Here is a 14756-nt window from a genome sequence, read left to right on the forward strand (position 1 = left end):
GCTCAGAGCCTCACGCGGGTCGCGCCACCCTGACCGCCGCCGCCGAGCGGCGAGCGGGCCTGCACCTTGGGCTTGGGCCCGCCGCCGGTGATCACCTGGTCGCCGGCCTTCAGCGGGCCGCGGACCTCGGTGAAGGCGCCGTCGGTCGCGCCGATCTGCACCGGCACGGCGGTCGGCTTGCCGTCGCGCAGCACGTAGACGACGCCCGAGGTGAAGCCGCCGGCCCCGCCGCGGCGGCCGCCGAAGGACGCCATCCGGGCGCGCAGCTCGGCGAGCTTGGTCTTCTGCTCGGGCTTCAGGATGGCCTCCAGCTTGGTGAAGGCCTCCTCGCGCGCCTTACGGGCGGCTTCCCGGTCTCCGGACCCCATCGCGGCGCGGGTCTTCTCGCGCATCTCGGCGAAGATCGGCTCGGCCTTCTTCTGCTGGCCGGCGTCGAGACCCAGCTGCTGGGCCATCGCCTGACCGCCCATCAGGCCGGCGCGCTGGCCCTGGCCGCCGCCGCCCTGGCGCATCCCGCCGGGCGGGCCGCCGAAGCCGCCGCCCATGCCGGGCGGGCCGATGCGCACCTGCTGCTGCTGCTGCGCGCCGTCCGGCGTCCAGCGCAGGGCCGCGGCGGGCACCTTCATGACCCCGCGGCGCTCCTCGAGGATGATGTCGGCGTTGGCGGTCATGCCGGGCAGCAGCCGGCCTTGCGGATTCTCGGCCACGGCCATGACGACGTAGGCGGTGACGTTGCTCTCGGTGACCGGCTGCTTGCGCACCTGGGTGACCACGCCGGTGAAGTTGTCGTCCGGGAAGGCGTCGACGGTGAAGCGGACCTGCTGGCCCTCGCGCACCTGGCCGATGTCGGCCTCGTCGACGCTGATCTTCACCTCCACCTTCGACAGGTCCTGGGCGATCTTGAACAGGATCGGGGCCTGCAGGCTGGCGGCCACTGTCTGGCCCGGCTCCACCTGGCGGTCGACCACGACGCCGTCGATCGGCGAGGTGATGGTGGTGCGGCCGAGGTCGACCTGCTGGGCGCGCAGGGCCGCCTGCGACTGGCCGATGCGGGCGCGCTGCTGGGCCACCTGGGCCTGGGCCGAGGCGACCCCGGCCTGGGCCTGCTTGTAGGCCGCTTCGGCCTGCTCGAGCACCGAGGGGGCGTAGATGTTCTGTTCGACCAGAGTGCGCTTGCGGTCGTAGTCGGCGCGCGCGACCTCCAGGCGGGCCTGGGCTTCACGCACCGCGGCCTGAGTGGTGGCCAGCGCCGCGGTCCCGGCGGCGATCTCGGCCTGGCCCTGGGCGACGCGGGACTCGTAGGTCTGCGGATCGATCTCGGCCAGCACCTGGCCGCGCCGGACCTGATCGTTGAAATCCACATGCACCTCGCGGATCAGGCCGGAGATCTGCGAACCGACGTCGACGGTGACCAGCGGCTCCAGCACGCCCGACGCCGAGACCGTGCGGGTGATCGCGCCGTGTTCCACCGCGGCGGTGCGATACGGGGTCTCGTCCCCCTTCGGCCGGAACTGCCAGCCCACGACGGCGAGCAGCGCCAGCACGACCACGGCGACGCCGATCAGCGCCGGCCGCGGCAGCTTCGGCCGGCGGAGGGCGCGGGCGCCGGTGGGTTTCATTCCGGGAGGCGTGTCTTGGGGGAGGGTACGGCCGTGCATGTCTCTCTTGGCCTTAGGGGAGGCTCGCTGAACCCGGCATGACCGCCGATTCTCCCGCCCCGTTCAGGCAGCGAGAGACCATGCCGAGGTTGCGTGGGCGTTTCATGGCCGCGCCGCTCTCTTACCGCACGGCAACAAAGGGTTTAGAGCGGCAGCTCCACTCGCGCCGTGAGCCCGCCGCCCGGCCGGTTGATCAGCGACACATCGCCGCCGTGCCCGCGCGCCACCGAGCGGACCACGGCCAGGCCCAGCCCCGCGCCGCCGGTCTTGCGGCTGCGCGAGGGCTCGCGCCGGTAGAAGGGCTCGAACACCCGCTCCGTCTCGGAGGCCGGGATGCCTGGCCCGTCGTCGTCGATCTCGACGATGGCCGCGGTGTCGGTCTTGAACACCCGGGCGCGGGCCCGGCCGCCGAACTTCACGGCGTTCTCGAACAGGTTGGTGACCAGCCGGCGCAGGGCGATCGGGTCGCCGTCCAGCACCACCTTCTCGGCCTGCTCGACCTCGGTCTTGGCGCCCGTCTCGGCCATCTCGTCGGCGACGCTTTCGACCAGCGACGAGAGCTCCAGCGCCGTCCGCTCGCCGTGACTGGAGGCGTCGCGCACGAAGGTCAGGGCGGCCGAGATCATCTCCTCCATCTGGTCAATGTCGGCGGCCATCTTGGCGCGGACGTCGTCGGGCGCGCTCTCGATGCGGAAACGCAGCCGGGTGAGGGGAGTGCGCAGGTCGTGGGCGATGGCCCCGACCATGGCGGTGCGGTCCTCGACGTAGCGGCGCAGCCGCTCCTGCATCTCGTTGAAGGCCCGCACGGCGACGGCGATCTCGGCCGAGCCCTTCAGAGACAGGGGCGGGGCCCGCGGGTCGCGGCCGAGCCGCTCGGCGGCGTCGGCGAACAGCCGGATCGGCGCCGACAGGCGACGGGCGAACAGATAGGCGATGGGCACCATCACCAGGGCGCTCAGCACGAACCACAGCACGACCCGCTGCTGCCACGGCGTCAGGCCCAGGCCCTTGCGCGGCCGTGCGACCTCCCACAGGCCGTCCGGCCGCTGCACGGCGACCTCGAACGGGGCGATCAGGAAGTGCTCCGCGCGCCAGACGCCCTGCCGCTCGATGCGGTCGCGGACGATGCGCAGCACGCGGCGGTCCTGGAAGGGCGTGCGCGAGCTGGAGGAGATGGCGATCCGGCTCTCCTCGATGCCGAAGGTCTGGGCGAGCTCGCGGCGGATGATCGGCACGTTGCGGCCCATCATCCGCGGACCGGGCCGCTTGTGCTCGACGGTGACCTCCAGCGGCCGGCGCTCGCCGAAGTCGAGCTCGGCGCCCTGGAAGGTGCGCACCACCTCGCTGACCCGGTAGATGTCGGGCACCGGCGGCGGCAGGCTGAAGATCAGCCAGACGTTGATCAGGTTGGCGGCGATCAGGCTGAGGGCGATCAGGGCCAGCAGCTGTCCGAACAGCGTGGCCGTGGGGCGCGCGGCCCCGGGCAGCTTCATGTCCGCTTCACCTTCGGGGTGAACATGTAGCCTTCGTTGCGGATCGTGCGGATCAGGTCCTGGCCGCCCTGGCCGTCGTCGAGCTTGCGCCGCAGGCGGCTGATCTGCACGTCGATAGCGCGGTCGAACGCGTCGGAGTCCGGCCCGCGGGCGAAGTCCAGCAGCTGATCGCGGGTCAGCACCCGCTGCGGCCGCTCGACGAAGGCGCGCAGCAGGGAGAACTCGCCGGACGAGAGGTTGACCACGACGTCCTGCGGCGAGCGCAGCTCGCGGCGCACCAGGTCCAGCCGCCAGCCGGCGAACTCGCAGCCGGCGCCCAGCTCGCCGGAGGTGTTGCGCTGCTCGGCCCGGCGCAGCACGGCGCGGACGCGGGCCAGCAGTTCGCGCGGATTGCACGGCTTGGCCAGGTAGTCGTCGGCGCCCAGCTCCAGGCCGACGATGCGGTCGGTGTCCTCGCCCATGGCCGAGAGCATGATGATCGGCGGCCCGTCGCCCACGGCGAGGCGCCGGCAGATGGCCAGTCCGTCCTCGCCCGGCAGCATGACGTCCAGCACGATCAGGTCGACCGGACCCTTCTCCAGGGCCTGCTCCATCTCGCGCGCGTCGGCGGCGCAGTCGACCGAATAGCCGTGCTTGCCCAGGAAATCGGAAACGACGTCGCAGATGCCGGGGTCGTCGTCGACCATCAGGATGCGCGCGCCGCCCTGGGTCTGCTCACTACGGGTGTCCATGCGCGCCATGATCGAGTCCCGGGGTAACCTGCGGATTACAAAACTGTAAGGGTTGGAAACGCGCCTACCGCGCCAGCACGGCGTCGGCGACGAAGGGGTTGGTCTTCCGCTCCTGGCCGAAGGTCGACATCGGCCCGTGGCCGGGCACGAAGGCGACGTCGTCGCCCAGCGGCCAGAGCTTCTGGGTGATGGAATCGATCAGGTCCTGGTGGTTGCCGCGCGGGAAGTCGGTGCGGCCGATGGAGCCCTGGAACAGCACGTCGCCGACCTGGGCGAAGCGGGCCTCGCGGTTGAAGAACACGACGTGGCCGGGCGTGTGGCCGGGGCAGTGGAACACCTCCCACTCGGTCTCGCCGAGGGTGACCTTGTCGCCGTCCTGCAGCCAGCGGTCGGGGGTGAAGCCGCGGGCCTCGGGCATGCCCCAGCGCGCGCCCGACTCCTCCATCCGGTCGATCCAGAAGGCGTCGTCCGGGTGCGGGCCCTCGATCGGCGCGCCGGTGGCCTCCTTCAGTGCCGCCGTGCCGCCGGCGTGGTCCATGTGGCCGTGGGTGATCCAGATCTTCTCGAGGGTCAGGCCGTACTGGGTCAGCGCATCGAGCAGGCGCGGGACCTCGCCGCCGGGGTCGATGATCGCGGCCCGGTTGGTCTTCGTGCACCAGACGATGGTGCAGTTCTGCGCCAGCGGAGTCACCGGCGCGATCGCGGCTTTGATGGGGAGCGACAAGCGGTTCCTCGTGGAGCGTTTTGCAGGTCTTCGGCAGTAGATCGGCGCCCAAAGACATGGATTGAAGGCGCCGTGACGAAAAGTCATGTCTTCGCCGGGCTGGTCAATCCTCGCGTCGTCCAGATAGGCTCAGCTTGAAGCGTGGGGGATTCGATGCCTGACCAACCGAGCGGCCTCGAAGGCTTCTACCAATGGGTCGCCAACGTCAGCGACTTCATCTGGGGCGGGAGCTGGGCGGGCCAGACGGTGCTGCCGCTGCCGCCGATGGTCGTGGTCCTGCTGGGCGTCGGCCTGTGGCTGATGATCGGCCTGCGGTTCTACCCGCTGCGCAAGCTGGGCGCGGCCTTCGCCGGCCTCTTCCAGAAGGACAAGGAGGCGCAGGGCGGCGAGATCTCTCCCTTCGCGGCGCTGTCGACGGCGCTCTCGGGCCAGGTGGGCACCGGCAACCTGGCCGGCGTCGCCACGGCCATCACCCTGGGCGGGCCCGGGGCGCTGTTCTGGATGTGGATCACGGCCCTGTTCGGCATGGCGCTGGCCTTCGCCGAGGGCGCGCTGGCGGTCCGCTATCGGGAGCAGCGGCCGGACGGCCGCTACCAGGGCGGGCCGATGTACTACATCCGCCACGGCCTCGGTAAGAAGTGGCGCTGGCTGAGCGTGCTGTTCTGCATCGGGGCGCTGCTGTCCTCGATCGCCACCGGCAACATGATCCAGGCCAACTCCTTCGCCGACTCGGTGAACGGACTGACCGGCTGGCCGGAGTGGGTGGCGGGCCTCATCGCGGCGGTGGGCGTGTTCGCGGTGATCATCGGCGGGATCAAGTCGATCGGCCGGGTGGCCGAGACCATCGTGCCGTTCATGGCCATCGCCTATGTGGTGATGGCGCTCCTGGCGCTGGCGCTGAACTTCTCCGAGGTGCCGGGCGCCTTCGCCGTGATCTTCGAGAGCGCCTTCAGCGGCCAGGCGGCGACGGGCGGTTTCCTGGGCGCCGGCATGATCATGGCCGTCCGGGCCGGGGTCGCCCGGGGCCTGTTCTCCAACGAGGCGGGCCAGGGCTCCACGCCCATCGCCCACGCCGTGGCCCGCACCGACGATCCCGCCCGCCAGGGGCGCTTTGCGATGATGGGCACCTTCATCGACACTCTGGTGATCTGCACCGCGACGGGCCTTGTGATGCTCACCGTGCAGGGCGCCTTCCCGCACACCGGCCCCGACGGCGTCCAGGTGATGCAGGAACACGTCTGGACCTCCGACCTGCGCGGCTTCGCCATGACGCAGGCGGCCTATTCGGCGGCCTTCCCGATGCAGGTGATGGGCGATGTGAGCATCGGCGCGCTGATCGCCTCCGTCGCCCTGCTGCTGTTCGTTTTCACCACCCTCATCACGTGGGGCTACTACGGCGAGCGGGCGACGACCTACCTGTTCGGCCAGAAGCTCGCGATCCCGTTCCGCCTGCTCTGGGTCGTGATGATCTTCGTCGGCTCGTTCCAGGAGATCGAGTTCGTCTGGCGGCTGGGCGACATCTTCAACGCGGCCATGGCGCTGCCCAACCTCGTGGCGCTGGCGGCGCTGTCGGGCGTCGTGTTCGCCCTGGCGAGGGGCGACAAGAAGGCCGGGCCGGACCACGAGTAGCCGACGGGCGCCGCTCGCCGGGCGTCCATTGCAGGCGCTGATTTCGCGTGCCTATTCTGCACCGTAGGGCCCTGAGTCTCGGGCGCCAGGGGGAAGGCCACCCGATGCACCTATTCGCCAAGAAGCCCATCGACGTCCTGCTGGCCCAGGCCAGCGAGGAGGGCGAGCACACCCTGAAGCGCGGCCTGGGGCCCATAGCGGTCGTCGCGCTCGGCGTGGGGGCGGTGATCGGTGCGGGGATCTTCGTCCTGACCGGCCAGCAGGCGGCGGTGAACGCCGGCCCGGCGATCGTCCTGTCCTTCGTGCTGGCGGGCCTGACCTGCGCGGCGGCGGCGCTCTGCTACGCCGAACTCGCCTCGATGATCCCGGTCTCCGGCTCGGCCTACACCTACAGCTACGCGACCATGGGCCAGTTCGTGGCCTGGATCATCGCCTGGGACCTGATCGTCGAATACCTGTTCGCAGCCGGCACGGTCGCCGCCGGATGGTCCGGCTACCTCAGGAACTTCGTCGAGGGCTTCGGCTACTCTCTGCCCACCGAGTGGGTGACCGCCCCCTACACCTTCACCGGCCACGAGCTAGTGGCCACCGGCGCGATCCTCAACCTGCCGGCCATGTTCATCGTCGGACTGACGGCCGTGATCCTCATCTCCGGCATCACCCAGAGCGCCCTGTTCAACAACCTGATCGTGGCGCTGAAGGTGCTGGTGGTGCTGGCGGTGATCGGCTTCGGCTTCGCCTATGTGACGCCGGAGTACTGGACCCCGTTCATTCCGGAGCGGACGGCGCCGATCGGCGACGAGCCGGGCCGCTACGGGGTCCAGGGCATAGTGACCGCGGCCGGGGTCATCTTCTTCGCCTACATCGGCTTCGAGGCGGTCTCGACCGCGGCGCAGGAGGCGCGCAATCCGCAGAAGACCATGCCGATCGGCATCCTCGGCTCGCTGGCGATCTGCACCGTGCTCTACATCCTGATGGCCCTAGTGATCACCGGGCTGGCCCACTACTCGACCCTCAACAGCCCGGCGCCCGTGGCGGTGGCCCTGCAGAACGTTCCGGCGCTGCACTGGCTGCGGCAGGTGGTGAACGCTGGCGTGGTGATCGGCCTGGGCTCGACCATCCTGACGCTGCTCTACGGCCAGTCGCGGATCTTCTACGCCATGGCCCGCGACGGGCTGCTGCCGGCGGCGTTCGGCAGGATCAATCCGAAGACCCGTACGCCGGCGGTGGGGACGGCGATCACCGCCGTGGCGGCCGGCCTGATGGGCGGCCTGTTCCCGATCGGCATCCTGGGCGAGCTGGTCTCGGTCGGGACGCTGCTGGCCTTCGCCGTCATCTGCGGCGGCGTCCTTTGGCTGCGCGTGCGGCATCCGGAGATGAAGCGCAGCTTCCGCACGCCGTTCGTCTGGTTCACCGCCCCCCTGGGCATCGCCGCCTGCCTCTACCTGGTCGCCAACCTCGGCTGGCCGACCCTGATGCGGCTGTTCATCTGGATGGCCATCGGCCTGGCGGTCTACTTCGGCTGGGCGTACTGGCACGCGCGCCGCTTCGAGGCGGCCCGGGCCGCGCCGGCGGAGTGACGGAGCGCCCGGGCCCCGCTAGATCGGCGCCATGCTGCCGATCCACGAGGTCATCGGTGATCTGAAGGCGGCGCTGGCGGACCACGCCAGCGCCGTTCTCGTTGCGCCGCCCGGGGCCGGCAAGACCACCGTCGTGCCGCTGGAGCTGCTGGCGGAGCCGTGGCTGGGCGGCGGGAAGATCATCCTCCTCGAGCCGCGGCGCCTGGCCGCCCGCGCCGCCGCCGAGCGGATGGCCCGCACGCTCGGCGAGCCGGTGGGCGAGACCGTCGGTTACCGGGTGCGGATGCAGTCCAAGGTCTCGGCCCGCACCCGCATCGAGGTGGTCACCGAGGGCGTCTTCACCCGCATGATCCTGGCCGACCCGGAGCTGCCCGGCGTCGGCTGCGTGGTCTTCGACGAGTTCCACGAGCGCAGCCTGGACGCCGACCTCGGCCTTGCCCTGGCCCGCGACGCCCAAGGCGTCCTGCGCGAGGACCTGAAGCTGCTGGTCATGTCCGCGACCCTCGACGGGGCGGCGGTGGCGGGCCTGCTGGGCGATGCGCCGGTGGTGGAGAGCCAGGGCCGGGCCTTCCCCGTCGAGACCCGCTACCTCGGCCGGGACGATCGCCTGCGCCTGGAGGACCAGCTCGCCCGCGCCGTCGAGCGCGCCCTGGCGGCCGAGACCGGCAGCCTGCTGGTCTTCCTGCCGGGGCAGGGGGAGATCCGCCGCACAGCGGAGCTGCTGGAAGAGCGGGTGCGTCGGCCGGGCCTCGCCATCGCGCCGCTCTACGGCGCCCTCGGTCCACGCGAGCAGGACGCAGCCATCTCGCCGGCCCCGGCGGGGGTGCGCAAGGTGGTGCTGGCCACCTCCATCGCCGAGACCAGCCTGACCATCGAGGGCGTGCGGGTGGTCATCGACTGCGGCCTGGCGCGCGTGCCGCGCTATGACCCCGCGAGCGGCCTGACCCGGCTGGCCACCGTCCGGGTCAGCCGGGCCGCCGCCGACCAGCGCCGAGGCCGGGCGGGGCGCACCGAGCCCGGCGTCTGCTACCGGCTCTGGGACGAGGCCGAGACCCGCGCCCTGCCGGCCTACGGCGAGCCGGAGATCCGGGCGGCCGATCTTTCGGGCCTGGCCCTGGACCTGGCCCGCTGGGGCGCGCGCGACCCCGCCGAGCTCGCCTTCCTCGATCCTCCGCCGGCCGCCGCCTACGGCGAGGCGGTCGCGCTGCTGAAGCGGCTGGAGGCGCTGAACGGGGAGGGGGTGCTGACCGACCACGGCAAGGCGCTCGGCGAGCTGCCGCTGCCGCCGAGGCTCGGCCACATGCTGCTCAAGGCCGCCGACAGCGGACAGGCCGACCGCGCCGCGCGCATCGCCGCCCTGCTGACCGAGCGCGGCCTCGGCGGGCGCGACCCGGACCTGACCCATCGGCTCGAGGGGCTGGAGCGCGACCGCTCGGCCCGGGGGCGCGACGCGCGCGCCCTGGCCGACCGATGGGCCCGGCTGGCCGGTCCGTCAGGGCGGGCCGACCGCGTGCCCGACGGGATACTGCTGGCCTACGCCTATCCGGAGCGGATCGCCCGCGCCCGCGGGCCCCTGGGCGAGTTCCAGCTGGTCAGCGGCCGCGGCGCGTTCCTGGAGCCGACCGAGGCGCTGGCGCGCGCCGAGTGGCTGGCGGTCGGAGAACTGGGCGGCGGCGAGCGGCGCGACCGCATCCTGCTGGCCGCCGCGGCCGAGGCCGGCGACATCCTCGCCGCCTTCCGGGACCAGCTGGCCGAGGAGGCGCGGCTGGAGGAGGGCCCCGGCGGCCTGCGCGTGAAACGGCTGACCCGCCTTGGCCGCATCGTCGTGCGCGAGGCGCTGGAGGCGTCTCCAGACCCGGCCCTGCTGACCGCGGCCCTGCTGGACCAGGTGCGCCGCGAGGGCCTGGGCGCGCTGCCGCTCGGCCGGGGCGTGGAGGCCCTGCGGGCCCGCGTGGCCTTCCTGCGCGCGGCGGGGGAGGCGGACCTGCCGGACCTCTCGGACGCCGCCCTGATCGAGCGGCTGGACGAATGGCTGGCGCCCTTGCTGGCGGGCCAGCGCAGCCTGAAGTCGGTCCCGCCAGACGCGCTGGACGGGGCGCTGCGCAGCCTCATCCCGTGGGACCTCCAACGGCGGATCGACGCCGCCGCGCCGACCCACTTCACGGCGCCGACCGGCTCGCGGATTCCCATCGACTACGCGGCCGAGGGCGGGCCGATGGTCGAGGTGCGGGTGCAGGAGGTGTTCGGCCTGGCCGAGCATCCGGCCATCGCCGGCGGGCGGGTCCCGCTGACCTTCGCGCTGCTCTCGCCCGCCCGCCGGCCCATTCAGCTGACCCGTGACCTGCCAGGGTTCTGGCGCGGCTCCTGGCGTGACGTGCGGGCCGAGATGCGCGGCCGCTATCCCAGGCATGTCTGGCCGGAGGACCCTGCCCAGGCCGAGGCGACGACGCGGGCCAAGCCGCGCGCCTGAGGCGGGCGTTAACTTTTTTCGCGCCCGGCCCGAACTTATTTAAACGAACGGGGTTCTCCGGCTCGACTCGCCACAGCTCCGCTTGGCGACACGACGGGGGACATCCTGATGCCGACTGAAAATCCTGCAGTTCTCGAGGCCTTGGCCCTGCTGGCGGCGCTTGGCTACACCGAAGAAGCCGCGCAGATGCTGGCGCTGCTCGTCTACGCCCAGGCCGCCCAGGGGCAGCTGACGCCCACGGACGGCGACGACAACCTGTCCGACTTCATCGGACTCGGCTTCCTCTACGGCGCGGGCGGCAACGACACGCTCACCGGCGGCGGCATTCCGCTGCTGGAAGACGGCGGCGACATCCTCCTCGGCGGAGACGGCGACGACCTCATGAACGGCGGCGGGTTCCTGGTCTTCGTGAGCGGGGACGACACCCTCATCGGCGGGGCCGGCAACGACACCGCCAACGGCGCCGACGGCAACGACTCGCTGCTTGGCGACCTGGGCGCCGACCTGCTCAACGGCGAGGCCGGCGACGACACCATCATGGGCGTGCTCGGCGACCACCGGATGAACGGCGGCTCCGGCGCCGACCTGGTGCTGGGCGGGCTGGGCAACGAGCAGGTGAACGGCGGCACGGGCGACGATTCGCTCAGCGGCGGCCTCGGCGACGACACGCTGAATGGCGGCAACACCGAGCTGATCTTCATCTCCGGCGGCGCCGACACCATCGACGGCGGCCTCGGGAACGACAGCATCGACGGCAACGTCGCCAACGATTCGCTGATCGGCGGCTGGGGCGACGACACCATCCTCGGCGGCGCCGGCAACGACACCGCCGAGGGCGGGATCGGCGACGACCGGCTCGACGGCGGCAACGACCACGACAGCCTCCGCGGCGAATCCGGGCTCGACACCCTGATCGGCGGGAACGGCAACGACAGCGTCGACGGCGGATCCGGCGCCGACTCCCTGGCCGGCGGCAACGGCAACGACAGCATGGTCGGCGGGAGCGGCGCCGACACCCTCACGGGCGGTCAGGGCAGCGACACCCTGGAGGGCGGCGACGGGGCGGACCTGTTCTCCCTGGCCGGCTTCAGCAACAACAGCACGGACCGCATCCTCGATTTCGATTTCGCTGAGGGCGACCGCATTTCGCTGGGTGGAACCGGGCCGTGGACGGAATCGGCGCACGCGGACGGAACCCAGTTCACCAGCAGTTCGGGCCGCGTTCTGATCCTCGTCGGGGTCAATCCCGACGACGTCGACGCCTCGATCTTCGTCCCCTGAGCGGGCGGGCCGGGCGGGGGGCTGGCCGCCTCCCGCCGCGGTCCGACAGGCGTTCCCCTCGATTTTTCACGAGAATCGTGAACAAGAGTCAGGAACCCGACATCCGAGCCGGGGGTTTGGCTGGCGATGAGTTCAGACCGCGTACCCCGCTACTCGCTCGAGGACGACCTCGAGGAAGCCGCCGAGCGTGTCAGCCGGGAACTTCCCCAGCAGATCGCCCGCGTGCGGGCGCACGTGCGCGAAGCCCGACGCCGGCTCCTCGTCGAGGAGGACGACAACTCGTCCAGCACCACCGGGACCGACGGCTGAGGTTCAGCCGACCGCGTAGATCATGATGCCGGTGGCGACCGACAGGTTCAGGCTGTCGGCCCGGCCGCGCATGGGGATCTTCACGTTCACGTCCGTCAGGGCCGCCATCTCCGGCGGCAGCCCCTGCTGCTCGTTGCCCATCAGGATCAGCGCCGGCCGCGCGTAATCGGCTTGGCGGTGGTCGACCTCGGCGGTCAGCAGCGTCCCGACGACGGAGCCCGGCCAGCCGCCGCGCCAGGCGGCGAACTCGGTCTCGCTCGCCCGCACGATGGGCACGGCGAAGATCGAGCCCATGGTCGCCCGCACCGCCTCCACCGAATAGGGATCGCAGCACTCGCCGACCAGGATCACCGCGCCGCAGCCGGCCGCGTCGGCGGTGCGCACGATGGTCCCCAGGTTGCCCGGATCGCGCACCCGGTGCAGGGCCACCCAGACGTCGGCGCTCGGCGGCTGCAGGGCGTCCAGGGCCGTGAAGCGCTGTTTGAAGACGCCGACGACCGCCTGCGGATTGTCGCGCCGGGAGACCTTGGCGAGGATGTCGTGGGTGACCTCGATGGCCTCGCCGCCGGCGGCCAGGGTCGCGGCGACGGCCCGGCGGGTGAGGGGATGCTCCGCCGCGTCCTTGCCGAACATCAGCACCTGCGGGGCATGCCCCAGTTCGACGCCCTCGGTGACGTTCTTCAGCCCCTCGGCGACGAACAGTCCGGTCTCGTCGCGTTCCTTGCGCAGGTGCAGGGCCCGGACGGCCTTGACCGTCGGATTCGTCAGCGAGGTGACGGCCTTGACGCTCACGCCGACCACCGGGCGAAGAAGGAGAGGCCCACCTGCCGTTCGCCGGAGGCTTCCACCAGCGCCAGTTCGCCCCAGTCGATCCGTCCGCCGCGGCCGGTCAGCCGCTCGGCCAGCAGGCTGGCGAGCGCGGCCCCGCTGATCCGCTCGGCGTAGGCGTTGAGCAGCAGGAACCTGGCGTTTTCCGAAAGAAGCTCAGCACACAGAGCCGAAAGCTCGGGCAGGTCCTCGAGCAGCCGCCAGACCTCGCCGCCCGGTCCGCGGCCGTACTTCGGCGGGTCCAGGATGATCCCGTCGTAGCGCGAGCCGCGGCGCACTTCACGCTGCACGTAGCGCTTGGCGTCCTCGGTGATCCAGCGGACCGGCGCCTGCTCGAGGCCCGAGAGGGCGGCGTTCTCCCGCGCCCAGCCGACGGCCTTCTTGGAGGCGTCGACGTGGGTGACCGCGGCGCCGGCCGCGGCGCAGACGAGGCTGGCGACGCCGGTGTAGCCGAACAGGTTCAGGACCTTCGGCTGGCCGCCCATGCCGCGCACGGTCTCGTCCAGCCAGGTCCAGTTGGCGGCCTGCTCGGGGAAGAAGGCCAGGTGGCGGAAGGCGGTGAAGCGGCCGTGGAACTTCACCTGGCCCCAGCCCAGCGGCCAGCTGTCCTTCGGCCGGCCCTTGAAGCGCCAGCGCCCGGCGTCCTCCTCGCCCTCGGGATCGAACACGGCGTCGGCGCGGGCCCAGTCGGCGTCCTGGCGCGGGCTCCACAGGCACTGCGGCTCGGGTCGGACGACAGTGTAGGGGCCGTAACGCTCCAGCTTCCTGCCGTCGCCGCTGTCCAGCAGGGCGTAGTCCGCCCAGCCGGTGGTGCGCATCACGCAGGGCGCGTCGGCGACGGCGGGGCGGGTCATCGCCTGCGCTTACCCATTTCGCAGCCCTCTCGTCCAGGGCCGGCGCGCGCCTTCCGGCGGCCGCAAGGGGCGTGTAGCGTTCGGATCATGCGCATGCCCTCGCAGTTTTCCAGCGCGCTGCAGGCCAGGTCCGGCGTCAGCGTCCTCGAGGCCGAGCTGCTCGCCGAGACGGCGGCTTCGCTCGGCCGAGCCGGCCGCGAGGTCGAACACAGCCTGGAGCGCCTGCGGGCGTTCGACTCCGGAGAGACGGCCGGCGCCGACCGGGCGCAGCTGGTGCGCGATGCGGCCAGGGCGGTCTGGGGCTACTGGGTCCAGCGCGAGGCTTGCGGCCTAGTCGACCACCGGCAGGTGATCCGTGAACAGCGGATCCCGCGCGAGGTGCTGAACCGGGTGGGCATGATCTAGTCAGGCCTGATCGGGTTTTGCGCTCGGACCATAAGTTGCCTACGGTAACCCACGGTGAGGTCGCCGCGGCGGGCCGTCCTGGGGGGTGGCGCCTGTCCGCGGTGCAGAGTGGGGAGCATGAGCTGGTGAGCGAAGTTGCGGTGATCACGCGCCGGTCGGCCCGCAAGGCCAAGGGGGACGGCCACCTGCGCCGGGCCGAGATCCTGGACGCCGCCGAGCGGATCTTCGTGGCCGAAGGTTACGAGGGCGCGACGATCCGCAAGATCGCCGACGAGGTGGGGGTTTCGTCCACGGCGCTCTACATGCACTTCAAGGACAAGAGCTGCATCCTGCACGAGATCTGCGAGCGGACGATGCAGCAGCTGCTCGACCGCAACACCGAGATCGCCGGCCGGAGCGCCGACGCGCGGGTGCGGCTGAGGGCCATGCTGGAGGCCTACATGCTGTGGGGCTTCGAGCATCCGAACGCTTATCTGCTTGTGTTCGGCGGCGGCCGTCCCGTATCGGCGGTGCAGCACATCGGGACCACCGGCCTGGGCGCGCAATGCTACGAGATATTCTGCCGCGTCGTGGGCGAGCTGGGCGAAGCCGGGCGCCTGAAGAAGGGCGACACCGAGGCGGTGGCCCAGGCCCTGTGGGCGGCCTGCCATGGGATGGTCGCCCTTGTCGTCTCGCGCCCGGAAGTGAAGTGGGCGCCCCGGGACGAGCTGCTCGCCCTGACCCTGGACGGCCTGCTGGACGGGCTCGCGCCGGCCTGATCGCCCTGGCGGCGGGGCTGGCGCTGGCCCGGCCGG

13 protein-coding genes are annotated in these 14756 nt (G+C 71.7%); 7 read left to right on the top strand and 6 right to left on the bottom strand.

Going from position 1 to position 14756, the window contains the following annotated elements; all coding sequences use genetic code 11:
- Window positions 1-2 precede the first annotated feature (2 nt).
- The 4 genes from ACFSC0_RS15100 to ACFSC0_RS15115 form a co-directional block, all read right to left on the bottom strand.
- The gene (locus tag ACFSC0_RS15100; protein WP_377280867.1) at window positions 3-1619 is read right to left on the bottom strand and encodes an efflux RND transporter periplasmic adaptor subunit; all 1617 of its coding nucleotides are present in this window, start codon (window positions 1617-1619) and stop codon (window positions 3-5) included.
- 182 nt (window positions 1620-1801) lie between these two features.
- Window positions 1802-3151: an ATP-binding protein gene (locus ACFSC0_RS15105; RefSeq protein ID WP_377280868.1), complete on the bottom strand. Its 1350-nt coding sequence runs from the start codon at window positions 3149-3151 to the stop codon at window positions 1802-1804.
- Window positions 3148-3891: a response regulator gene (locus ACFSC0_RS15110; RefSeq protein WP_377280869.1), complete on the bottom strand. Its 744-nt coding sequence runs from the start codon at window positions 3889-3891 to the stop codon at window positions 3148-3150. The genes ACFSC0_RS15105 and ACFSC0_RS15110 overlap by 4 nt, the downstream gene beginning before the upstream one ends.
- A gap of 55 nt (window positions 3892-3946) precedes the next feature.
- The gene (locus ACFSC0_RS15115; protein WP_377280870.1) at window positions 3947-4606 is read right to left on the bottom strand and encodes an MBL fold metallo-hydrolase; all 660 of its coding nucleotides are present in this window, start codon (window positions 4604-4606) and stop codon (window positions 3947-3949) included.
- Window positions 4607-4759: 153 nt separating this feature from the next.
- Between ACFSC0_RS15115 and ACFSC0_RS15120 the strand changes: the two genes are divergently transcribed.
- The 5 genes from ACFSC0_RS15120 (at window position 4760) to ACFSC0_RS15140 (ending at window position 11875) form a co-directional block, all read left to right on the top strand.
- On the top strand, window positions 4760-6235 hold the full coding sequence (locus ACFSC0_RS15120; RefSeq protein WP_377280871.1) for an alanine/glycine:cation symporter family protein: 1476 nt from the start codon (window positions 4760-4762) through the stop codon (window positions 6233-6235).
- A gap of 104 nt (window positions 6236-6339) precedes the next feature.
- Window positions 6340-7815, top strand: a complete 1476-nt coding sequence (locus ACFSC0_RS15125) for an amino acid permease (protein ID WP_377280872.1) — start codon at window positions 6340-6342, stop codon at window positions 7813-7815.
- 31 nt (window positions 7816-7846) lie between these two features.
- Complete coding sequence (gene hrpB / locus ACFSC0_RS15130; protein WP_377280873.1) at window positions 7847-10285, top strand: ATP-dependent helicase HrpB; 2439 nt, start codon at window positions 7847-7849, stop codon at window positions 10283-10285.
- Between the two features lie 108 nt (window positions 10286-10393).
- Complete coding sequence (locus ACFSC0_RS15135; RefSeq protein WP_377280874.1) at window positions 10394-11566, top strand: calcium-binding protein; 1173 nt, start codon at window positions 10394-10396, stop codon at window positions 11564-11566.
- A 126-nt stretch (window positions 11567-11692) separates the two neighbouring features.
- On the top strand, window positions 11693-11875 hold the full coding sequence (locus tag ACFSC0_RS15140) for a hypothetical protein (RefSeq protein ID WP_377280875.1): 183 nt from the start codon (window positions 11693-11695) through the stop codon (window positions 11873-11875).
- Window positions 11876-11878: 3 nt separating this feature from the next.
- On the opposite strand, the gene ACFSC0_RS15145 is transcribed toward ACFSC0_RS15140, so the two are convergent.
- Together ACFSC0_RS15145 and ACFSC0_RS15150 are read right to left on the bottom strand one after the other, a co-directional pair.
- Entirely contained in the window at window positions 11879-12667 is a 789-nt protein-coding gene (locus ACFSC0_RS15145) for a TrmH family RNA methyltransferase (protein WP_377280876.1), read from the bottom strand.
- On the bottom strand, window positions 12664-13557 hold the full coding sequence (locus ACFSC0_RS15150) for a class I SAM-dependent methyltransferase (protein WP_377280877.1): 894 nt from the start codon (window positions 13555-13557) through the stop codon (window positions 12664-12666). Before ACFSC0_RS15150 ends, ACFSC0_RS15145 begins: the two co-directional genes overlap by 4 nt.
- A gap of 93 nt (window positions 13558-13650) precedes the next feature.
- On the opposite strand from ACFSC0_RS15150, the gene ACFSC0_RS15155 reads away from it, so the two are divergent.
- Together ACFSC0_RS15155 and ACFSC0_RS15160 are read left to right on the top strand one after the other, a co-directional pair.
- On the top strand, window positions 13651-13962 hold the full coding sequence (locus ACFSC0_RS15155; protein ID WP_377280878.1) for a DUF6665 family protein: 312 nt from the start codon (window positions 13651-13653) through the stop codon (window positions 13960-13962).
- Window positions 13963-14087: 125 nt separating this feature from the next.
- On the top strand, window positions 14088-14720 hold the full coding sequence (locus ACFSC0_RS15160) for a TetR/AcrR family transcriptional regulator (protein ID WP_377280879.1): 633 nt from the start codon (window positions 14088-14090) through the stop codon (window positions 14718-14720).
- Window positions 14721-14756: the final 36 nt, after the last annotated feature.

The sequence above is a fragment of the Phenylobacterium terrae genome, from assembly GCF_042681205.1.
Taxonomy (GTDB): Bacteria; Pseudomonadota; Alphaproteobacteria; order Caulobacterales; family Caulobacteraceae; genus Phenylobacterium; species Phenylobacterium terrae.

Coding starts and splice junctions, on each gene's coding strand:
- ACFSC0_RS15100 (WP_377280867.1), bottom strand. CDS start 1,619: ATGAAACCCACCGGCGCCCGCGCCCTCCGCCGGCCGAAGCTGCCGCGG.
- ACFSC0_RS15105 (WP_377280868.1), bottom strand. CDS start 3,151: ATGAAGCTGCCCGGGGCCGCGCGCCCCACGGCCACGCTGTTCGGACAG.
- ACFSC0_RS15110 (WP_377280869.1), bottom strand. CDS start 3,891: ATGGCGCGCATGGACACCCGTAGTGAGCAGACCCAGGGCGGCGCGCGC.
- ACFSC0_RS15120 (WP_377280871.1), top strand. CDS start 4,760: ATGCCTGACCAACCGAGCGGCCTCGAAGGCTTCTACCAATGGGTCGCC.
- ACFSC0_RS15125 (WP_377280872.1), top strand. CDS start 6,340: ATGCACCTATTCGCCAAGAAGCCCATCGACGTCCTGCTGGCCCAGGCC.
- hrpB (WP_377280873.1), top strand. CDS start 7,847: ATGCTGCCGATCCACGAGGTCATCGGTGATCTGAAGGCGGCGCTGGCG.
- ACFSC0_RS15135 (WP_377280874.1), top strand. CDS start 10,394: ATGCCGACTGAAAATCCTGCAGTTCTCGAGGCCTTGGCCCTGCTGGCG.
- ACFSC0_RS15140 (WP_377280875.1), top strand. CDS start 11,693: ATGAGTTCAGACCGCGTACCCCGCTACTCGCTCGAGGACGACCTCGAG.
- ACFSC0_RS15150 (WP_377280877.1), bottom strand. CDS start 13,557: ATGACCCGCCCCGCCGTCGCCGACGCGCCCTGCGTGATGCGCACCACC.
- ACFSC0_RS15155 (WP_377280878.1), top strand. CDS start 13,651: ATGCCCTCGCAGTTTTCCAGCGCGCTGCAGGCCAGGTCCGGCGTCAGC.